Below are 20,657 nucleotides of genomic sequence, written 5' to 3'. Positions count from 1 at the left end.
AGTTGCTTTATTTTTGGAAATGAATATATCTCAGGAATCTTACAATTTCACTTCCATCTACCCCATACTACCATTCCTCGACATTATTCTTTATAATAGAAGCAAATAGATTTGTACTTGAAAGGATAGCGACCGATGATATATGAACAAACAATTAATTCGGAGCAGGAGACGGAAATGCTTGCTCTTCAAATAGCTGATCAATTAAAGCCTGCGGATGTGCTAACTTTAGAAGGTGATCTTGGAGCAGGGAAGACGACGTTTACGAAAAGTGTGGCGAAAGGTCTTGGAATTACGCGCAATGTAAATAGTCCGACCTTTACGATATTAAAGCAATACGAGGGTAGGCTTCCTTTGAATCATTTAGATGTATACCGTTTAGAGGGAACCGACGAGGATTTAGGTTGGGATGAGTTGTTCTACGGGGACGCGGTAAGTATTATTGAGTGGGCCCATTTAATAGAAGAGGATTTGCCGCCTGAACGATTGGCGATTCAGATTAAGCGACTAGGTGAGGACAAGCGAATGTTTACGTTTGAGCCTTTTGGAAAACGATACGAACAATTATGCGAGGAGCTTTTTGAATGATTTGGTTAGGGATAGATACATCACAAACACCGCTTTCGGTAGCAGTTGTGAAGGATGATCAAGTACTTGCAGAGTATAAATCATCGATAAAAATTACCCATTCAATTGGGACAATGCCAGCGATTGAAGAATTGCTGAAAAAAGTAGATATTCAGCCCAGTGAATTGGATGCAATTGCGGTTGCGAATGGACCAGGATCATATACGGGTGTAAGAATAGGTGTCACAATAGCTAAAACACTTGCCTGGACTTTAAATATACCGATTTTTTCGGTTTCAAGTTTACAGCTATTAGCAGCGAACGCACCATACTTCCCTGGAGTTGTATGTACCATCATGGATGCTCGTCGTGGTAATGTATTTGCAGGGATTTATGTGGACGGTGAAACTGTGCAAGAAGCGCATATGTCACTCCCAGAATTATTAGAAACAGTGGGTGAAATGGGACAACCGGTTTTATTCGTTGGAATGGATGTTGCAATACACTGGGAACAAATAAAAGAAGTGCTTGGAGACAAGGTGCAACGTGCAAATGCAGCTTTTTCTTTACCGAGTGCTGCTGTGTTAATTGAGTTAGCAAAAGGCCAGGAAGCAACCGAAGTACATTCAGTTGTACCAGAGTACTTGCGAATTACAGAAGCAGAAGCAAACTGGATGAAAGAGCAGAAGAAAAATGGTAACTAATGAGCTTATTACGTATAGAAAAATGACACTTGAGGATATTGACCAAGTGCATTTAATAGAAGAAGAAGCGTTTACAATTCCTTGGACAAAGGAAGCATTTGAGCATGAGATGACAACGAATTTGTATTCATACTATATCCTTGCTGAAACAGAGGCCAAAGAAATCATTGGATACTGTGGCATGTGGATTGTACTGGATGAATGTCATATTACGAATGTAGCAGTTGCAGAGCGTATGCGAGGGAATAAAATTGGTGAGGGCTTAATGCGGGAAGCAATTCGTATCGTGTTAGAGCAAAAAGTAGTACTAATGACGTTGGAAGTACGTGTAACGAATGATGTGGCGAAAAACTTATACCACAAGCTTGGTTTCAAAGATGGCGGGATACGAAAAAATTATTATACTGATACACGAGAGGATGCTCTTGTAATGTGGGTGGAATTTAAATGACAAAAGATCAATATATATTAGGAATCGAAACGAGCTGTGACGAAACAGCAGCTTCTATAGTGAAAAATGGGCATGAAATTATTTCGAATGTAGTTGCTTCTCAAATTGAAAGTCATAAGCGTTTTGGTGGAGTTGTACCAGAGATTGCTTCTAGACATCATGTAGAACAGATTACAATTGTTATAGAAGAAGCATTAAATAAGGCGAATATGACGCCAAAAGATATAGATGCAGTAGCAGTTACAGAAGGACCGGGGCTTGTTGGAGCACTTTTGATTGGTATAAATGCAGCGAAGGCTTTTGCATTTGCGAATGGGCTTCCATTAGTAGGTGTACATCATATCGCGGGGCATATATATGCAAATGCACTCGTTCAACCGATGGAATTTCCTCTTTTAGCGCTAGTCGTTTCAGGTGGTCATACCGAACTTGTAGTTATGAAAGAAGATGGCCAGTTTGAGTTAATCGGAGAAACGCGTGATGATGCGGCGGGTGAAGCGTATGATAAAGTAGCGCGTGTATTGAATTTACCTTATCCAGGTGGACCCCATATTGACCGATTGGCGAATGAAAGTGATGGAGCAGTTCCGTTTCCAAGAGCTTGGCTTGAAGAAGGTTCATATGATTTTAGCTTTAGTGGCCTAAAATCATCGGTGATTAACTATCAACATAATGCAGAACAGCGCGGAGAGGAAATCAATCCGAATCATTTAGCGGCAGGTTTCCAACAAAGCGTTGTCGAAGTACTCACAGCAAAAACACTTCGTGCAGCTCGCGAATTTAAAGTTAAGCAAGTCATAGCAGCAGGTGGCGTTGCTGCAAATAAAGGGCTTCGTACTTCCCTTGTACAAACATTTGCAAAAGAAAATATTCCATTTTTTGTACCGCCCATTTCCTTATGCACCGACAATGCCGCAATGATTGCAGCAGCTGGAAATTCTATGTTCTCAGTAGGGAAAACAGGAGATTTGTCGATGAATGGACGTCCAGGGCTAGAATTGAATAGTTGGAAATAATCTCAGACTATTTTAGAACCATCATATTCAATCTGAAAATCCTTGAATCCTCTTTTCTTTGACAAGAAAAGAGGATTTTTTTAACAGGTATATAACTAGTTGTCAATAGGGAACATTCGTACTTATGCACAATTTGTGGATAACCTGTGGGTAAGTTAGTTGGATTCAATATATAGTATGTAATTCTCATGCATGTATGTGGACAAGTTTAATTGGGACCTGTGGACAATGTGGATAAAGCTGTTGATATCTTGCTATTACTATATTTATACTGTGTATAAAACTGTGGAGAAAAAAATGTGAAAAAAACGACTTGACCTACATATATGGGCGGAATTCGACAAAGAAGTTACTTAAGTAATCATAAAAGAAGAAAACATGTGAACATTTTATGAAAAAAACAGGAGATTTGGAAGGGTTGTTTGTTTTGAGACAGAAAAAGCTAAAAGGACGCCTCATTGGGCATCCTTTTAGTTTTGTGCTATTTCCTCTAGCTGTTCTTGTAATTCAAGCCATTCACTAGACAAATCATCTTGTTTTTCTTTTAAAGCATCTAATTCTTGTTGTAACTTTTGAACAGCTTCATGATCCTGGAAAATTATCGGATCACATAGCTTTTCTTCTATAGAAGCAATGTCTGCATCCACTATCGAAATCTGGCTTTCTAATTCCTCCAGTTGACGATTAAGCTGACGTTCTTTTTTCTTCGCTTCTTTATCAATTGTGGAAGTACTTGTCTTCACGACAACCGTTTTTTCAGTGACTGCATTTTCTAAAGCTAACTCCTCTAACTCTTCCTTCTTTTCCAAGTAGTAATCATAATCTCCTAAGAAAAGAGCAGCGTCATCATTAGATAGTTCAATAACTTTCGTTGCGATTCGGTTAATAAAGTATCGGTCATGCGAAACAAATAAAATCGTTCCTGGGAAATCGAGTAACGCATTCTCGAGTACTTCCTTACTATCTAAGTCTAAATGATTCGTAGGCTCATCGAGTATAAGTGTGTTTGCTTTTAAAAGCATTAATTTTGCAAGTGCCACTCGTGCTTTTTCTCCACCGGATAAATTAGACACAGTTTTTTGTACGTCATCACCAGTGAAGAGAAATCGTCCAAGTACGGAGCGAACATCTTTTTCATTCAACAGTGGCCATTCATCCCATAACTCTTGTAGAACGGTTTTATTGCCGGAAAGAGCTGCTTGCTCCTGATCATAGTAACCAAATTGGACGTTTGTTCCATATTGAATGACGCCATTTATAGTGTTTAATTGTTTCATAATCGTTTTGAGTAGAGTCGATTTGCCGACACCGTTTGGACCGACAAGTGCGATACGATCTTGTTTGTAGACGAAAAATGAGATGTTAGACGAGATTTTTTTCTCTGGATAACCGATGGAAACATCGTCTAAACGAAGGACGTCATTACCACTAGGGCGGTCAATGTCAAAACCAAACTTCGCTGATTTTTCGTCGCCGTCTGGTGAATCCATCCAGTCTGTTCTTTCAATGATTTTCCGTCTAGACTGAGCCATTCCAGTTGTTGAAGCTCGGGCTAAGTTGCGGTTGACGAAGTCTTCGAGTTTGGCTTTTTCTTCTTGTTGTTTTTCGAATGTTTTTTTGTCCTGTTCATAGTTTTTTGCTTTTTGAGTTAAATATGCACTATAGTTTCCGACATATCTCGACACATTATGACGAGATACTTCATAGACGAAATTCACAACTTGGTCTAAGAAATAGCGGTCATGGGAAACGATTAAGACAGCACCACTATAGTTTTTTAAGTAATTTTCTAGGAAGCTTAGTGTTGCTATATCTAAATGGTTAGTAGGCTCATCGAGTATCAGCAAATCTGGTTTGCTCAAGAGCATTTTAGCCAGAGCGAGCCTCGTTTTTTGTCCTCCAGATAATGCTTGGACTGGTAAGTCATAATCAACCGGAAAAAACTGCATCCCGTGTAAGATGGAGCGCATGTCTGATTCGAATCGGTAGCCGCCAGCTTCTTTAAAAGCGAGTTGTAATTCGTCGTATGCTTCAGCTACGCGAGTATATGCTTCCGTGTTTTCATAAATAGCCGGATCAGCCATTTGCATTTCTAGGGAACGAAGCTCTTTTTCGGATTCTATTAAATGGGCGAAAATGGTCTTCATTTCTTCCCAAATAGTCAGTTTAGATTCGAGTCCAGCATGTTGCTCTAGGTACCCTAAACGTATGTTTTTAGGCATGACAATCTCACCGGTGTCATAGGATATTTCACCAGCGATTATTTTAAGTAAAGTAGACTTTCCAGCACCATTGCGGCCGACAAGTGCAACGCGGTCACGGTCTTGGACTTCTAATTTTACATTTGTTAATATATCTTCTCCGTTAAAGGATTTAGTTACTTGATTGACTTGTAAAACAATCATGATATTCGCACCTCAATTCTTTCTTAAGTGTAATAGATGAGGCCAAGTGTTGCAATCCAATAGCTTTACAAGGTTAACAATGTCTAGTAATATAATATCGATTTGCACCAATGAAATAGGAGGGTTTTTAATGAAACCTGAACCACCAAAAGTACCAAGAATTCCTCAAGCTACGACAAAAAGACTTCCTTTATATTATAGATTTCTACAAAGTTTTAATAATGCAGGACAAACAAGAGTTTCCTCCCAGGAATTAAGTGAAGCGATGAAAATAGATTCGGCAACAATCAGACGCGACTTCTCTCATTTTGGCGCATTAGGGAAAAAAGGATATGGCTATGATGTCGCTAATTTATTGGAATTCTTTAGACACACTTTGGATCAAGATGAAGCATCAAATGTTGCATTAGTTGGGGTCGGAAGTTTGGGATCTGCTTTTTTAAAGTACAATTTCCAAAAAAATCATAATACAAAAATTGTTATAGCTTTTGATAACAAGGCTCCAGTAGAGGGTAAATTGATGAGTGATATTCCTGTTTTTAATCCAAGTGTTATGGAAGAAAAACTGGCTGAATACGGAGTTGAAATTGTGATTTTTACAATCCCAAGTCGTTCTGCCCAAGAGGTTGCGGATCGTCTATCGAAAACACCGATTAAGGGAATATTAAATTTTGCACCAATTCGATTAGTCGTTCCAGATCATATTCGCGTGCAGTCCATTGACTTGTCTGTGGAATTACAAACGCTTATCTATCTAATCCGAAATGAGCTAGCTTAAATACATAAGAAAATAAGCCTTCCAACCGAATAGTAATCGGGTGGAAGGCTTGTTTTATTTTCAGGGCATTTGTGAGAAGGTTTTAAAGAACTTTTGGATGTCATCTCCATAAAACTGTACAAGAACTACAAAACCATTTAACAGCATATGAGAAATAATCGATGCCATAATACGTTTAGTTTTGTGATAAATAAACGCGAATATAAAACCAGATACCGCATATAGTAGGATGTGCGTAAAGTCGAAGTGAATTATAGCAAAGACAATCGCACTGACAGAAGCAGCAACAAAGAAATTAGTTTTTGGCAATAAAGAACCGAAAATGATACGACGGAAAATCAATTCTTCTAGAATAGGTGCGAATAGGACAATCGATAAAATTGCTAACGGAACTTCCTGAGCAATTTCTATAAATTGAGCGGTATTTTCTGAACCAGGTTTTACACCAAGCGCTTCCTCAATTCTTGCAGCTAGTGCTTGCCCTACGAATACTAAGAAGAAACCAATTATTCCCCATCCGACTGTTTTCAGAAGCGTAGACTGTGTCCCTTTTAAAGGGATTAAGAAACCAGTATCTTTTCGTACCAAAAGGAGGGTAATAAGTGTAGCGATCCCCATTCCAAGGAAGACCCACCACCCAGACGCTAAAAGAGCAGGATTTTTAAATTCCATCGAAGTAAATAGCTTAAATAAAAGTGGTGCAAAAATTGCGCCAGAAACCTGCATAGCGCAGTAAGTGATTAATATATACAAACCAGTTTTTTGTTGTTTCATGTAAATTGATTCCTCTCTGCTTTCCTAAACTCTCTTTATTGTAAATGAAATATGAAATAAACAAAAAGATAATCTTCTTGCTTGCAATATCTTCTCAGATTATTTATTATTAAAAGTGTGTTAGCACTCAAAGAGTAAGAGTGCTAATAAAAATAAAAATTCTACTATTTTAGGGAGGTAGTTTCACTTGTTAAGACCATTAGGTGATCGTATTATTATCGAATTAATCGAGGTTGAAGAAAAAACAGCTTTCGGCATCGTACTTCCGGATTCTGCTAAAGAGAAACCACAAGAAGGTAAAGTTTTAGCGGTAGGTACTGGACGAGTTCTTGATAACGGCGCTCGCATCGACTTAGACGTGAAAGTAGGAGACCGTATCATCTTCTCTAGATATTCAGGTACAGAAGTAAAATATGAAAGCAACGACTATTTAATATTACGCGAAAGCGATGTACTAGCTGTAATCGGCTAATAAAAACTAAAATTAAAAATAAAACAAGATAATAATTGGGAGGTAACTATTAACATGGCAAAAGAAATTAAATTCAGTGAAGACGCTCGTAGTGCAATGCTTCGTGGGGTTGATAAACTTGCGGATGCTGTTAAAGTAACGCTTGGACCTAAAGGACGTAATGTTGTACTTGAAAAGAAATTTGGTTCACCACTTATTACTAATGATGGTGTAACTATTGCAAAAGATATCGAACTTGAAGATGCATTCGAAAACATGGGTGCTAAATTAGTTGCAGAAGTTGCTTCTAAAACAAACGATATCGCTGGTGACGGTACAACTACTGCTACTGTTTTAGCTCAATCAATGATTCGTGAAGGATTGAAAAACGTAACAGCGGGTGCTAATCCAGTAGGAATCCGTAAAGGGATTGACCTTGCAGTTGCTGCAGCAATCACTGAACTTAAAGCAATTTCTAAACCAATTGAAGGCAAAGAGTCAATTGCTCAAGTTGCTGCAATTTCTTCTGGTGATTCAGAAGTTGGAGAGTTAATCGCAGAAGCTATGGAACGTGTTGGAAACGACGGCGTTATTACAATCGAAGAGTCTAAAGGTTTCACTACTGAACTTGATGTAGTAGAAGGTATGCAATTCGACCGTGGATATGCTTCTCCATACATGGTAACGGATTCAGATAAAATGGAAGCTATTTTAGAAAATCCATATATCTTAATCACAGATAAAAAAATCTCGAGCATTCAAGATATCCTTCCAGTTCTTGAGCAAGTTGTACAACAAGGGAAACCACTTTTACTAATCTCTGAGGATGTAGAAGGGGAAGCATTAGCTACTCTAGTTGTAAACAAATTACGTGGTACTTTCAATGCTGTAGCTGTTAAGGCTCCAGGATTCGGGGATCGTCGTAAAGCAATGTTAGAAGATATCGCTATCCTTACTGGTGCTGAAGTAATTACAGAAGACCTAGGATTAGAATTGAAATCTACAAACATTACACAACTTGGACGTGCTTCAAAAGTTGTTGTAACAAAAGACAACACAACAATCGTTGAAGGTAACGGAGCAACTGATCGCATCGCTAGTCGCGTAACGCAAATCCGTGCTCAATTAGAAGACACAACTTCTGAATTCGACAAAGAAAAACTACAAGAACGCCTTGCAAAACTTGCTGGTGGTGTGGCAGTAGTGAAAGTCGGAGCAGCAACTGAAACAGAACTTAAAGAACGTAAACTTCGTATTGAAGATGCTTTAAACGCAACTCGTGCAGCTGTTGAAGAAGGTATCGTATCTGGTGGTGGTACTGCACTAGTAAACGTATACAAAAAAGTAGCAGCGGTTGCTGAAGCACAAGAAGGCGACGTAGCAACTGGTCTAAGAATCGTACTTCGTGCATTAGAAGAACCAGTTCGTCAAATCGCTAACAACGCTGGTCTTGAAGGATCAATCGTTGTTGATCGTCTAAAACGCGAAGAAATCGGTATCGGTTTCAACGCAGCAACAGGCGAATGGGTTAACATGATGGATGCTGGTATCGTAGATCCAACTAAAGTAACTCGTTCAGCATTACAAAACGCTGCATCTGTAGCTGCAATGTTCTTAACAACAGAAGCAGTAGTAGCAGACATCCCAGAAAAAGGCGGCGGCATGGGCATGCCTGACATGGGCGGCATGGGCGGCATGATGTAATTTAGCTTAGAAACCCTTGTAAATAAAGGGTTTCAAGTTCAATTTACATTACTTGACCACTTTTTGACCACTTCAGTGTATAAAAAATGCATATGACTAATTTTAGAGAAGGTCTCTCATCAGTTTACTAAACTGTTGGGAGGCTTTTTCTTATGTGTTTTTTATCGTATGTGCATAAATGTTCATAGTGGTATTTATATCGCTAACTCCTCGGAGATTCTTCTCGTTGTTGCCAGTGACTCGGAGTCGGAGCTCGAGAAAAAGGTGCAGGAGATAAAGAAGAACTGCGATGTTTGCCTGAAACCAGGAGGACCCGATTATTGGACAAAACGGTGATGAAAGTAGTGGAAAGAGGGTCCGCAGTTTCACGTATGCGCCGAACAAATCCATGGATATCATGAAGGGATTTGTTATCCCCACAGGCGAATATTATTATTTCCAGCCCTCAGTCGATGCGTTGAATACAGTCATAGGGAGACAGGCTGAAACATAGATGCAGTCCAATAGCGATAAGAATTAAATCAAAACCCCGATCCTCCGTTACCGGACTTGATCGGGGCTTTATTATGCGTGGTCTTTTTTGCACAAGTGATATGTTCAGTAACCCAAACTCATTTAGAATCCGCGGAAACTTGGAAGAAGGGCGTAGAGCTGCTTTAATTTTTCCACATCATGCTCAAACCAGTTACGGATCCATTTGCGGTATCCAAGAATTATATTGTCCTCTTTTTGCCCCGCATTCATGATTTGTGCAATTGAGTGTGCCGCCATCATCCCTGACATGATAGCTTTGAGGACACCATGGGAAGAAGCAGGGTCTAGTACAGTGGCAGCATCTCCAACTAAAAAGTAACCAGGTCCCCCAGGTTGGCTGATTGCTCGCCATGTAACATCAGCGCCCTTCGGTTTACCCATAGGTTTCAGTCCTTGGAATTCTTCAGGAATCCAACCGCTTTTCAATGCTACATTGTCAAAAGATAATTGAGTCCATTGGTACACATTTGGACGCACTCTGGCAGTCCAGGTCCATCCATGGTTGTGTGCTACAATAGCTGGCGATGCATCCCGCACGGGACATGTTCCTGTTGCATAACCGAATCGGGCAATAAGACGGGGAGAGTAGGTATTGATTTTCAAATTCAATTTCTGAGCTAGCCATTGTCGCCTACCTGTCGCATCGATTAGAAATGAAGATTGAAGCTCGCCATCAGAAGTTACTGCTCCTGAAACGCGGTTATGAGTAACAATCGGGCGTAAAGCACGGCAAGGTTGACGAAGGTCGACACCTAACGAGATGGCTCGATGGAGTAGAATCGAGTCAAAATCGGCGCGCCACGCTTGAAAACCGAGCCATTGTCCAGACTCGTCTGAACCGAATGGGACGAAGTGGCGGTTTCCCTCCCATTGCACCCAAATTCCCTCATGTCGTAGGAATCCCGCTTTTCCAAACTCATCTGTGACACCCAATTGCTGCAAAAGAGGTTCAATTCCAGGATGAAGCGTTTCCCCGGGGCGATCGCGAGGAAACTGCTCCTCCTCAATAATAACTACCCGTAAACCGTTAAGTGCGCACAAAATAGCGGCAGCAGCGCCCGCAGGTCCACTGCCAATAATGATTACGTCCGGATTAGAAATTGACATTTTGTACTATCCAATCACTGCCTTCACGTTTAATTAAAATCTTTACTCCGTTAACGAAGAGGATTACTTTTTCATTGATTTTAACATGAACTTTCCGAAAATCATTTCCGGCAGGCGATGTTTTCCCTCTGAGATACATTTCAAATCGATACACAGTACCCCTAGGTGTTGCAGCTGGAAAAATCAATAAATGGGTACTTTCCTGTGCCGTTTGCAATTCTTTATCAGATAGATCAACTTCCCGAAACGACAGGACACCCCAATTTGATTTCTCATCATGAGCGATACCCAATGCAGCGTAGACATGTGCCATCGTTGAAAGTCTAGCCTGATATTCTCTAATATCGATTCGACTAGTTAGACTCAAACTGAAACTTTTATATAATGCATTATTCACATAATCTACGTAATCAAATGAGGTATATTCGATGACTTTTTGACCTTCTTTGTGTTGAGGCCCGGAAACTCCATCCCAAGGGAGATTTCCTGCTTGACCAATCTCTTCATCGGTCAGAGGGCTCACTGTAGGATAGAATCGGGTCTGATTTAGGTTTGGTCCAAAAGTTCTTGCTGCATCAGGAGCAACAGCTGGCCAAAAAGTACTTAGGGCTGCACACAATTTAGTATCTTCAGGAAAAGGGCTGCCAAGTCCGTAAGCAGCAAGAAATTTTACCGATTCACCTCCTGTACCCTCTTGGGTGCGATCAAAGCTTACATCCCAACCAGGCGCAAATACTCCAGCTGCCGCATCCGGCAAGCTGGAATGCCGAGTTGTTTCCGGTACTTTACCATACTTTGTATCTTGCGGAGGAATCTTATAAGGTAAGGACACGATTGCTGTCATTGTATCATCTTGGCTATTAAAGACGGTTTTTTTGATTGTATTGCTTCCAATCAACGCCTCCGTTTTTAATTCGAGATTTGCAGCCCTGCGAGTATAGGATAATGCTGTAGGACCGCCTCGTTGCCAAATTTCTCCTCTTAATGCCTTTGGAACAGACTGATGCCACCAATCCATGACTTCCCTTTGGTCGCAGTGAGGAAAAAAATCCAGTGCGGTTACCAACGAGTAAGCCGGATGATTGCTAAGAAATGCAAAAGCTAATTCCGGACATATCGCCTTTATCCACCCATCTGCGGTGTAGTCAATATAGTGAACCGCGTCGTACCCACCTTCTTTAATTTCTTCCATTAAAGAACTCTTTTCATTGAGATCTATAATTTTCCCATTTTTCATTTTATGGCGAATATGAACATATTCAGGCGCCCGACGGGCACCATTAACGGCGCTGATTTTTAGGCTGGAAGAAAAAAGTTTAGGGTTTTTAGGAACCTTGAATGTGAGCGTTTTGCCTTCGTATTGTGCCACCTCAATTAAGGGATGCGGAACTGGTACAAGTACATTTGTGCCAAATTCAGGACTATCGGACAACTTTGCAATTCCCTCTTTAAAGAAGAAAGGGGATTGGCTGATGTGTGGCTCAGACCAACCTGCGTCCTTACCAAGTTCAAGGTGAATACGTCGCAACTTTTCATTAACATGATGTGCTTCAAGACTCACATTTATATTAAATTCACTGATACACTCTGTTCCGCTGAAAAGTTTATGGAGGGGAATCCAAAACAATCTTCTCATATCGCCTTTCCTTTGCTCTTCACTTCTAGAGATAGGTCCAAATTCGTTTTCGTTTCCTTTGCGTTGAACTGCTATATAAACCGAGTAACGAGCGGGCAAGACACGAAAGGCAAAATCATCATCCTTGACATTAGGAAGAAACCCTCGATTTTTAGGGGAATAGAGTGGTTCGGTTGTTCCGACCCGGGCGACTCCCGTACGTGAGAAACTTAAATCTGCGTGTTTGCGGTGAACCGTTTCTGGTGCAGGACGATATTCAGAAGCAAAGACGACAATCGCTAAGTCCTCATTTCTTCCTACACGGCTACGAATCTCAGATAGAGAAGGGGGAGTGATACCGTAAACGTAGTTTTCTACTATTTCAAGTTCCCTTAATGTGGGAAAGGAAGTTAATTCTAAACCATCCACACCGGTCACAACGTTTGGGGAAGCTAAGGAATGATAAAATAAGCTTCGAGCAGGATGCCCCGGCTCAATTCCTCTTGTTCCTTCAAGGGAAAAGTCTTCGAAACCCTTCAATTTTCGATTGATTTTTGCTTGAATATCTTTGAGGAGTTCCTGTTTTAAGTCTGCGGCAGTAATATCTATACCATGCTGAAGAAACAAATCTCTCCAGCCATGTACCGCAAGTCGATTACATATTTGTCTCACTTGTTCAATCAAAGGCAATATTTTCCATCCTTTCTTCATCTTTACCTGCTGGTTTTCAATGTTTGTTTGGACATGAACAATAATCATCTTCGTTCGGTTAAACTCGGCAGACCCAAAATCACGTGGATTGAGCTTACGGATATGCGCTGCTTTAATGGAAGAAGGTCACAGAAATGATCAGTCTTTTTTATAAAGGAATGCTTCCATTGAATACATTAAAAGCTTGTTTTGGACAATCCTTTCACAAAACAAGCTTTTTCATTTTATTCATTAATCAAGGTTATTAGTATCAATTTGGTCAAACTTTATTATAAAGCAACATCGCGCCAAGGTAGCAACGAAACATTAGAGGGAAATATGGTGATTACGATTGAGCCAGGCATCTATATTGGGGGGGAGGTGGATATCGACACTTCATAGCCAACTGTGTAACAAAGGATGGCTATGAAGTGCTTACAACATTTCCTACTGATCTAGTAGATATGACGATCACTAAATCGAACATATTGGCAAAGCTAAAAGGGAAGTTTATACAGAAGTATTTGAAGCTTTAACGTTAAGTTTGGCATGAGGTTTAATGGGAAATATATATCACGTTAGCTTATCAAATCGCGGGGATGCTTACCAAACCAAATCTGATAACTTCTACAATCGAATTCGTTTTGTTTATATTGAATATTGCTGTAGTACAGGTGAAAAGAGCAATATGAAAATAAGAGGTGACCCTGATGGGTCACCTCTTATTTATGGTAGCGATGGTTATTATTGATACGGTATGCTCAATATATCTTTTTAAATCATATTGTTGCCTTAAGCCGAATGTCCATATTACTTATAGCTGTTGTTTCATCAGTCTGGATATTTTATTCCCTTACTATTATCGATACATCAGAAATTCAAGTCACACTTAAACCTTGTATTTAGTATGAACCATGTGTTGGTTATTGTATTATGTATAATAGAACGACTGCCTCAATAAATATTTATAATATAAAAATTAAGGAGAATTACATGGCCTGGAGTAAATTGAAGAAAAATCTGGAGAGTTTTCTCTGCCCCGCATTATATGGAAGGGTTGAATACAGTGCAACCGGCTACCGTTATTTACCTGATAAAGCAGGGCTTTGTTATATTGCGGTAGATAAAAAGAATGTACTCAATATGAGTGATATAACTACCTTAATCAGATGGTATCAGACGGAGCTAGAAATTAAGAATGATTCAGATATCCAAATTCCTATCAACAATGAGGAAATTGAAGCGGTAAGAAAAGAAACCAAGGGGATAGTTCCCGAGGATCGTCTACAAGTAATTGCAAGGGCTAGAAAATTATCCGAATATGCAAAGGAGCTTTTGTCAGCGCAGTCATCATTAAGTAAATCAAATTTTATCATTGTAGCTAATAAGTTTTTATCCACTTCTATAGAGGAAAGCTTAGAGAGCAATGATATCCTATTAAATATTCTAGCTTTGGTGGACAGACGGGTTGGAAAAAAACGAATTTTAAACATGACTGTGAAGATGAAGTTAAAGCATCCAATTGTGCAGTATTTTTATGAACTACGGCTTAGTACGTTATGATAATAAATAACTCATCACCTGAACATCACTTATTGCAAGAAAAAATTATCTCCATTTAGATTTTAGTTTTATCCATGAGCTGGTTATCAGAAGAATGGAAACCTTCCCATCTCCTGAAAACCTTTCATTCCTTATTGATTTCCTTCGTGTTCAATTCAAGAGAATTTATACATTTGTTATTGAGTTTACTGAGCTAGCAATTAGAGTAATAAACTCGGGGAAATCAGTGGTTAACTTAGGAGGAGTGTGTGAATAGATGCTAACATTTTTCTAGATCGCTCCGGACGGTACGAAAGACTTACACTTAAATAAAAAGAGGAGCCGCATGCTTACCTTATTTTCCTCAATATAAAAACCTCACAAATCATTGTGAAGTCTTAAGTGGATGCTATTCAGTTTTGATTAATGTTCTTTAATTGTTTTCGATAATCAGCAATTTTACCATAAGATTCTTCCAGTTGCTGAATAGCATTCGCGGCTCTTGATTTGATATATTTCTCAATGCACGCGTATTCTTCTGCAATCTTTTCTTGTAATTCAATCTTCATATGTCTGTTCAATTACACCATTCCTCTCATAATATTCCATAATTGTAACAAGAATATTCTTGTTTGTACATATAATTCTGAAATTTCTAAATTAATTAATAATTCCTGTTTAAACTTCTACTTTCTTCATCTCCTATTTATTTTTTCTTTCACAAACCGCTTCTGCTGTTGCATACACCATTCAATTTTCTACATAATAAAGGGATGTCATTTAAGACATCCCTTTATTATGTAGAAAATATTCAACTTTTAAACCTAAAAATTCTAAATGTTCCTTTGTACTGACGGTATTGTGACTCTTAGATCGTTCATTTTGATTCCAGTAAAGCTCTATCCTTCATATTCTTGGGGTATTTAATGCCAAGCTGTTGCAAACGTTGAATAAATTGGTCTTCATTCAGTGGCTTATCGTAAAAATACCCTTGCACTTGAAAACAATTATTGGTCTCCAAGAAATCTATCTGTTCTTGCGTTTCTACACCTTCAGCGATAACATCTAATTTTAAATTATTTGCTAGAATAATCATAGCTTGAAGAATGGCTTCACTTTTTAGATTTACTCCAATACCATCCGCAAAAAACTTATCTAATTTTATTTTGGATATTGGTAAATTACTAATATAGGAAATGTTTGAGTAGCCTACTCCAAAATCATCAATCGCGATGCGTATGCCCGCTTCCTCAATATCTTGCAAATGATCATGGATAATAGATGATGAAAAAACTTGCAAGTTTTCAGTGATTTCAATTTCTAATATATCTCGAGGAATCGAATGCTTTTCTAATTGATACAAAAGAAACGAAACAAATGAAGGCTCATTTAAAGATGTGGAAGATACATTAAATGATATTCGTCCAGAGAATCCATGTATTTTTTTCCAGTTGTTATAGGATGATAAAGCTGTATCAATTATATGTTCTGTAAGCATTCGTATCTGATCTGATTCCTCTGCGATAGAAATAAACTCTTCTGGTGAAATGGGACCCAACTCTACATGATTCCATCTAGATAATACTTCAATTCCAATAATTTCTTTTTCTAAAATATTTACCTGAGGCTGAAAAACCGTATAGAAACGATCCGTTAAAATTGCTTCTTTCATACTTTTTTCTATAAGGATTCGTCTATTCAATGAATCGGACATGCTATTTTCATACATTTTCCATGAATTTCCTCTGCTTTTTTTGGCTTCATACATGGCTGTATCTGCAGCTGTAATTATGGAATCAACGGAGCTACCATCTTTCGGAAATATGCTTAGACCTATACTTACGGATGTATTTATAAACGGTAAGTCTTTTGTATTAAATGGTTTTTCTAAAATAGAAAGAATATGGTTCGTGTCATTTTGAACTTGCTGATCGTTGACATATGCGTTACAAAGAACAAATTCATCTCCTCCAAATCGAGCAAGAAAGAATTGTTCTGGGAGTTCATTTTTTAACCTTTTCGCGACCTCAAATAAAAAGGAATCCCCGATTTCGTGTCCATATGCATCATTCACAAGCTTAAAATTATTAATATCTATAAAGTAGAGAACAAATGGACTGCCAACTTCTAACTTCATTTTTAGATTTTTATACAAAAGAAGTCGGTTAGGAATACCAGTTAAATAATCGTGGTAGGCAGTTTCCCAAAGCTTTTTTTCTTTTGCTTTTTTCTCATTAATATTCACAAAATAAACCGATATTCCTCCGTTTTCTTGAGGAAAAGCATTTATTTCAAACCAGGTTTGTAAAGGTTCATAATATTCTTCAAAACTAGTTTCTTCACGTTGAATCATCGTTCTCATATAATGTTCTTCAAACTTAGTCTGTAAAGTGTCAGGGAATTCCTTCCATAAATTTTTCCCTAAAAATGTTTCTTTGGACGATAATAATAACTTTTCAGCTTTTTTGTTTATATATATTATTTTCCAGGTTTCATCGAGTGAGAAAAATGCATCTGTCATACTCTGTAAAATATCTTGTGCATCTAAACGCTTTTTTTCATAATTACTAATATCTCTATGTACAATGGTTGCTCCCTTAATCACTCCTTGTTGAACAAGTGGGCTCACAATCATCGAGAACCATCTATTTTCTGTGGGAGACGGGCAAGCATAATTTATGTCAAAGAAAGCTTTTTTTCCATTCAGTATATCTAATATTCCGTTATATTCTTTCAGAGAATTGGAATTTTTTAAAACTTCTAGGTAATTCACACCAATATCCGTTTGTACAAGATCTCCTTCATTTACAATAGAAAAGTTTTTCCATGCTTGGTTTGTAAATGTGATTTTTCCATTTAAATCAATTGACGCTACATGATCTATTAATGAATCTATTATTTCTTTATGCATCTTTCGCACCTCACTTCTCCTGGTTCCATAAATATTGTATAACCGCAAGCTTCCCATCTGCGTCTAAAACAGCTGTAATATTAAATGTTCCTTGCTAAATGAAGTGAAATAGATACTTTCGGCATGTATATAAAACCGATTGGTACAACAGAATTTATATTGCTTTAATAATATCACAAAATTTTAAATTCTAAAATATATTTAGTTGTTCGTTTTTTGAAGGGTACATTAGGTTAATTAAACTTCATTTATTGACTGAAAAAGGCATTCACACTACAATGAGTAATGTGAGGTGGCATAAGCATGTTAATTCGTAAATTTAAAATTAATGAAAGTGGATTGAACCGTTTTTTTGGACCCCTTGAAGCAAAAATTATGGACATTCTATGGAACGATATAGAGATGACTATAAAAGATGTTCAGCAAGTTCTCGATAAGAAAAAGGTGACGAATTTTAACACAGTTATGACTGTCATGAATCGATTAGTCGAAAAGGGAATTCTTCAAAAGAGGATAGAAGGTAGATCGTCATTATACAGTCCAGTCCAATCTAGAGTGGAATTTTTGAATGCACAATCCAAAGAAATGACGAACGAATTGATGGATGAATTCGGAAACATTGTTGTCACCCATATGCTCGAGGCGCTTGAAGATGTAGACGATGATCTTGTTGCTAAACTCGAGCAAAAAATTAAAGAATTGAAAAAGGACATATAGCTCATGTCCAAATGTCAATCACTAAAAACATACTTGTTTTCATGAAGGAAAGGACTGTTGAAACGATGGAAAAAAAGAAAAAAAGGTTTTACATGCGTTCTGCTATTTTGGTAATAATGGTTGCTGCAATTGTTTTCACAATCTATTCTAATTTAACGAAAGAGAAGACAGCGGTATTACAGGTAGGAGATGAAGCGCCTGATTTTGTACTAACGGATATGAATGGGGAACAGCATCGATTATCTGAATATAGAGGACAAGGTGTATTTTTAAATTTTTGGGGAACTTGGTGTAAACCGTGTGAACGAGAATTTCCTTTAATCAATGACCAATATCAAGAAGTGAAAGATGACGGTCTTCAAATATTAGCAGTAAATGTAGGAGAATCTGATTTTGTTGTTCAAAAATTTGTAAATCGTAAAGCCTTAACTTTTCCGGTTTTAATTGATAATAATAAAAGTGTAATGGAAACTTACAATATTAATCCTTTACCAACAACTTTTCTTGTTAACCCAGAAGGTAAGATAGAGAAAATAATTACAGGGGAAATGAGTGAAGAAATGATTAAGGAATACATGGCGCAAATAATGCCAATCTAAATAGTAAAGCAGCCCATCAATTCAACGGAATTGATGGGCTGCTTTTTATAGGTTGTACAATATATGACGTTGGTAAAATAAAATCCTGATCCACGCTGATTTTCGTTACGAGCGGGCGCGCTCCGGTGGGGTCTCACCTGTCACGCTAATCCCACTGGAGTCGCCGCTCGGAACGAAAATCAGCTAAGAGAATATAGGAAACATAAGTTCAAATAGATATAGAGAACAAGATTTGAAAAACTATATAAAAAAGACTGCCTCAAAAATCAGTTTTCCTGACTTTCTGGACAGTGCCGCGACAAATAAATAAATAAATTATAGACGAGTAAAGTTCTTCACCAACGTCATTTGACGAAGTACCTTTTTATATATAATGATCAAGAAAATTTAGTCAGTGGTATTTTCCTTCTGTATGTTAATGTAATTATCGACAGTTTCAAATATTGAGTCAGTACTAACGCCCAAAGAGTATGCTAGTTCTGAAAATAATATATTTTGTAATGAAGTTAAAAGTGCTTTATCTTGATCAACAAATTTTACTTTGTCGTCTATGGCTTCTTGGCTTTTTTGTTTTAACGTACTGAGTATTTTAGAAATCTCTTCACGATTACCACTGTTCACAATATCAGAATAGACTTTGTTTCTTTCTTTATTGTTTTCGATCCACTCGATACCTGGTAATTTAAATGATTCTAATATTGTTTCTGCTCTTTCTTTATCCATAATTTCGAGCATCATTACTTTATCATTATCTACAGGGGTGCTAATTTTTAGTTTGTTATTATTAAGTGGATGTAAAACATAATAAATTTTTGTAACGTCCAAATATGTTTTTTCACATACCTCGTCTATTTGACATATTCCATGTGTGGAATACATGATTAAATCGCCAACATTAAACACTCTAAACTCCTCCTAATGTAAAATCATCAACAAAGTTAATTTTAAATCAAATGACCTGAATTGTCAATTTAGTTGACAATTATTGACGGGTTTTGTATATTTGGTAGCAGTGAAAGTGATAGGAGTGAGAGGTTTGAATGATGAATTCCAAAACCTAGATTTTATAGACTTACTAAGCGAGCGACACGTTCTACTTCGAAAAATGGCCGAGAATTTATGGAATGACAGTAGTGATATTAATATTTCAACTTCAGAATGGTATATCATAGCTAGGATATACAAAAAAAAACCTACCATTTCGTATATTTCCAAAAATGTAACTATTTCAAGACAAGCAACTCATAAATTGATTAGAAGTCTGGAAGCAAAAGGATTAGTAGAGATTTTTTCAGTAGAAAATAATAAAAGAGACAAATGCTTACAGTTAACTGCATTAGGTGAAGAATGTTATGAGACATATAAGTCCCTAAAGGTAGATTTAGAAAGAAAAATATCTGAGAGTATTGGTAATGAAAACCTAATGCGGATTAAAGATATTCTAAAATTAGATTGGGGATTATAAAGTATTAGCACATTCCATTATGATTTGTTTGCATAAATAGAACCAAGCCTTCATATAACTAATAAGGTTTGGTTCTTTTATTTTTGCTAAAAAATACGTAATGTTGGATAATTAGGTATGTAAGTTGAAAAGTAACGTAGGATGAAATTATGTGAGGAGGAATTTAGAATGGAAGAAGAATTAGAGAAAATTGAAGTTGGGGCAATTTTTATGGTGCTAGATGAAAACGACGAAGAGCAAGAGATGGAAGTGCTTGGTTTGTTAACTGTTGATGAAATCCAATATGCGGCTGTAGGTTTTACCGATGATATTGAATCTGAATCAGAAGAAGATATGGATTTGTTCTTTTTCCGAGTAGAAGATGACGAGGAATTATCCTTCATCGATACGGATGAGGAATTTGATAAAGTGTCTGCAGCTTTTAAAGAATTAGAAGAAGCGGCAGCAACAGAAGTAGAATAACTGATTACACAAAAGAGGGGAAATATTCTCCTCTTTTTTTGAATGAGAAAGTATAAAGATTTGCATGGTTTGGCTTATGTAAAATGGCCAGTGTATTATATTTTCTTTGTAAAATAAAAGTTTTATAAGCCGGTTTATTATACAATTATCCTTGATAAAGGTAAT

General features: G+C 37.6%; 19 protein-coding genes. 12 read left to right on the top strand and 7 right to left on the bottom strand.

The annotated features are described in order from the left end of the window. Positions 1 to 135 precede the first annotated feature (135 nt). The 4 genes from tsaE to tsaD are packed head-to-tail and all read left to right on the top strand — an operon-like array spanning position 136 to position 2,738. A complete protein-coding gene (tsaE, locus tag C7437_RS10815) occupies positions 136 to 588 on the top strand; it encodes a tRNA (adenosine(37)-N6)-threonylcarbamoyltransferase complex ATPase subunit type 1 TsaE (protein WP_111439697.1) in 453 nt (150 codons plus the stop codon). After that, positions 585 to 1,271, top strand: coding sequence for a tRNA (adenosine(37)-N6)-threonylcarbamoyltransferase complex dimerization subunit type 1 TsaB (tsaB, locus tag C7437_RS10810; RefSeq protein ID WP_111439696.1), 687 nt, complete (start codon positions 585 to 587; stop codon positions 1,269 to 1,271). Before tsaE ends, tsaB begins: the two co-directional genes overlap by 4 nt. Continuing rightward, a complete protein-coding gene (gene rimI, locus C7437_RS10805) occupies positions 1,261 to 1,722 on the top strand; it encodes a ribosomal protein S18-alanine N-acetyltransferase (protein WP_111439695.1) in 462 nt (153 codons plus the stop codon). The genes tsaB and rimI overlap by 11 nt, the downstream gene beginning before the upstream one ends. Then, the gene (tsaD, locus tag C7437_RS10800) at positions 1,719 to 2,738 is read left to right on the top strand and encodes a tRNA (adenosine(37)-N6)-threonylcarbamoyltransferase complex transferase subunit TsaD (protein WP_111439694.1); all 1,020 of its coding nucleotides are present in this window, start codon (positions 1,719 to 1,721) and stop codon (positions 2,736 to 2,738) included. The genes rimI and tsaD overlap by 4 nt, the downstream gene beginning before the upstream one ends. 470 nt (positions 2,739 to 3,208) lie before the next feature. Here the strand turns inward: tsaD and C7437_RS10795 are convergent, their stop codons facing one another. Further along, positions 3,209 to 5,143, bottom strand: a complete 1,935-nt coding sequence (locus tag C7437_RS10795) for an ABC-F family ATP-binding cassette domain-containing protein (RefSeq protein ID WP_111439693.1) — start codon at positions 5,141 to 5,143, stop codon at positions 3,209 to 3,211. Between the two features lie 130 nt (positions 5,144 to 5,273). Between C7437_RS10795 and C7437_RS10790 the strand changes: the two genes are divergently transcribed. Beyond that, positions 5,274 to 5,921 carry a redox-sensing transcriptional repressor Rex gene (locus C7437_RS10790; RefSeq protein WP_111439692.1) on the top strand — a complete coding sequence of 216 codons (648 nt, stop codon included), beginning with the start codon at positions 5,274 to 5,276 and terminating at the stop codon, positions 5,919 to 5,921. Positions 5,922 to 5,981: 60 nt separating this feature from the next. Here C7437_RS10790 and C7437_RS10785 read toward each other — a convergent pair whose 3' ends face one another. Further along, entirely contained in the window at positions 5,982 to 6,695 is a 714-nt protein-coding gene (locus C7437_RS10785) for a CPBP family intramembrane glutamic endopeptidase (protein ID WP_111439691.1), read from the bottom strand. 187 nt (positions 6,696 to 6,882) lie between these two features. On the opposite strand from C7437_RS10785, the gene groES reads away from it, so the two are divergent. Then, positions 6,883 to 7,167, top strand: coding sequence for a co-chaperone GroES (gene groES / locus C7437_RS10780; RefSeq protein ID WP_111439690.1), 285 nt, complete (start codon positions 6,883 to 6,885; stop codon positions 7,165 to 7,167). A 54-nt stretch (positions 7,168 to 7,221) separates the two neighbouring features. Further along, a complete protein-coding gene (groL, locus tag C7437_RS10775; RefSeq protein ID WP_111439689.1) occupies positions 7,222 to 8,850 on the top strand; it encodes a chaperonin GroEL in 1,629 nt (542 codons plus the stop codon). 615 nt (positions 8,851 to 9,465) lie between these two features. Here groL and C7437_RS10770 read toward each other — a convergent pair. Then, positions 9,466 to 10,491, bottom strand: a complete 1,026-nt coding sequence (locus tag C7437_RS10770; RefSeq protein ID WP_111439688.1) for an NAD(P)/FAD-dependent oxidoreductase — start codon at positions 10,489 to 10,491, stop codon at positions 9,466 to 9,468. Beyond that, the gene (locus tag C7437_RS10765) at positions 10,478 to 12,817 is read right to left on the bottom strand and encodes a hypothetical protein (protein WP_245909273.1); all 2,340 of its coding nucleotides are present in this window, start codon (positions 12,815 to 12,817) and stop codon (positions 10,478 to 10,480) included. Before C7437_RS10765 ends, C7437_RS10770 begins: the two co-directional genes overlap by 14 nt. A 972-nt stretch (positions 12,818 to 13,789) precedes the next feature. Between C7437_RS10765 and C7437_RS10760 the strand changes: the two genes are divergently transcribed. Then, complete coding sequence (locus C7437_RS10760) at positions 13,790 to 14,359, top strand: SF0329 family protein (protein ID WP_111439686.1); 570 nt, start codon at positions 13,790 to 13,792, stop codon at positions 14,357 to 14,359. A gap of 392 nt (positions 14,360 to 14,751) precedes the next feature. Here C7437_RS10760 and C7437_RS16990 read toward each other — a convergent pair whose 3' ends face one another. Further along, a complete protein-coding gene (locus C7437_RS16990) occupies positions 14,752 to 14,919 on the bottom strand; it encodes a hypothetical protein (RefSeq protein ID WP_170122364.1) in 168 nt (55 codons plus the stop codon). 296 nt (positions 14,920 to 15,215) lie between these two features. Beyond that, on the bottom strand, positions 15,216 to 17,249 hold the full coding sequence (locus C7437_RS10755) for a sensor domain-containing protein (protein WP_245909280.1): 2,034 nt from the start codon (positions 17,247 to 17,249) through the stop codon (positions 15,216 to 15,218). 303 nt (positions 17,250 to 17,552) lie between these two features. Between C7437_RS10755 and C7437_RS10750 the strand changes: the two genes are divergently transcribed. Both C7437_RS10750 and resA read left to right on the top strand, forming a co-directional pair. Next, the gene (locus C7437_RS10750; protein ID WP_111439684.1) at positions 17,553 to 17,966 is read left to right on the top strand and encodes a BlaI/MecI/CopY family transcriptional regulator; all 414 of its coding nucleotides are present in this window, start codon (positions 17,553 to 17,555) and stop codon (positions 17,964 to 17,966) included. Positions 17,967 to 18,031: 65 nt separating this feature from the next. Next, positions 18,032 to 18,565, top strand: coding sequence for a thiol-disulfide oxidoreductase ResA (resA, locus tag C7437_RS10745; protein ID WP_111439683.1), 534 nt, complete (start codon positions 18,032 to 18,034; stop codon positions 18,563 to 18,565). Between the two features lie 387 nt (positions 18,566 to 18,952). Here the strand turns inward: resA and C7437_RS10740 are convergent, their stop codons facing one another. Beyond that, entirely contained in the window at positions 18,953 to 19,468 is a 516-nt protein-coding gene (locus C7437_RS10740) for a CarD family transcriptional regulator (RefSeq protein WP_111439682.1), read from the bottom strand. Between the two features lie 133 nt (positions 19,469 to 19,601). Here C7437_RS10740 and C7437_RS10735 point away from each other — a divergent pair, with 133 nt between their 5' ends. Continuing rightward, on the top strand, positions 19,602 to 20,030 hold the full coding sequence (locus tag C7437_RS10735; RefSeq protein WP_111439681.1) for a MarR family winged helix-turn-helix transcriptional regulator: 429 nt from the start codon (positions 19,602 to 19,604) through the stop codon (positions 20,028 to 20,030). 168 nt (positions 20,031 to 20,198) lie between these two features. Beyond that, complete coding sequence (locus C7437_RS10730) at positions 20,199 to 20,492, top strand: DUF1292 domain-containing protein (protein WP_111439680.1); 294 nt, start codon at positions 20,199 to 20,201, stop codon at positions 20,490 to 20,492. Positions 20,493 to 20,657: the final 165 nt, after the last annotated feature.

The organism is Psychrobacillus insolitus, assembly GCF_003254155.1.
Lineage (GTDB): Bacteria > Bacillota > Bacilli > Bacillales_A > Planococcaceae > Psychrobacillus > Psychrobacillus insolitus.
This window is presented reverse-complemented; position numbering and strand designations above follow the sequence as displayed.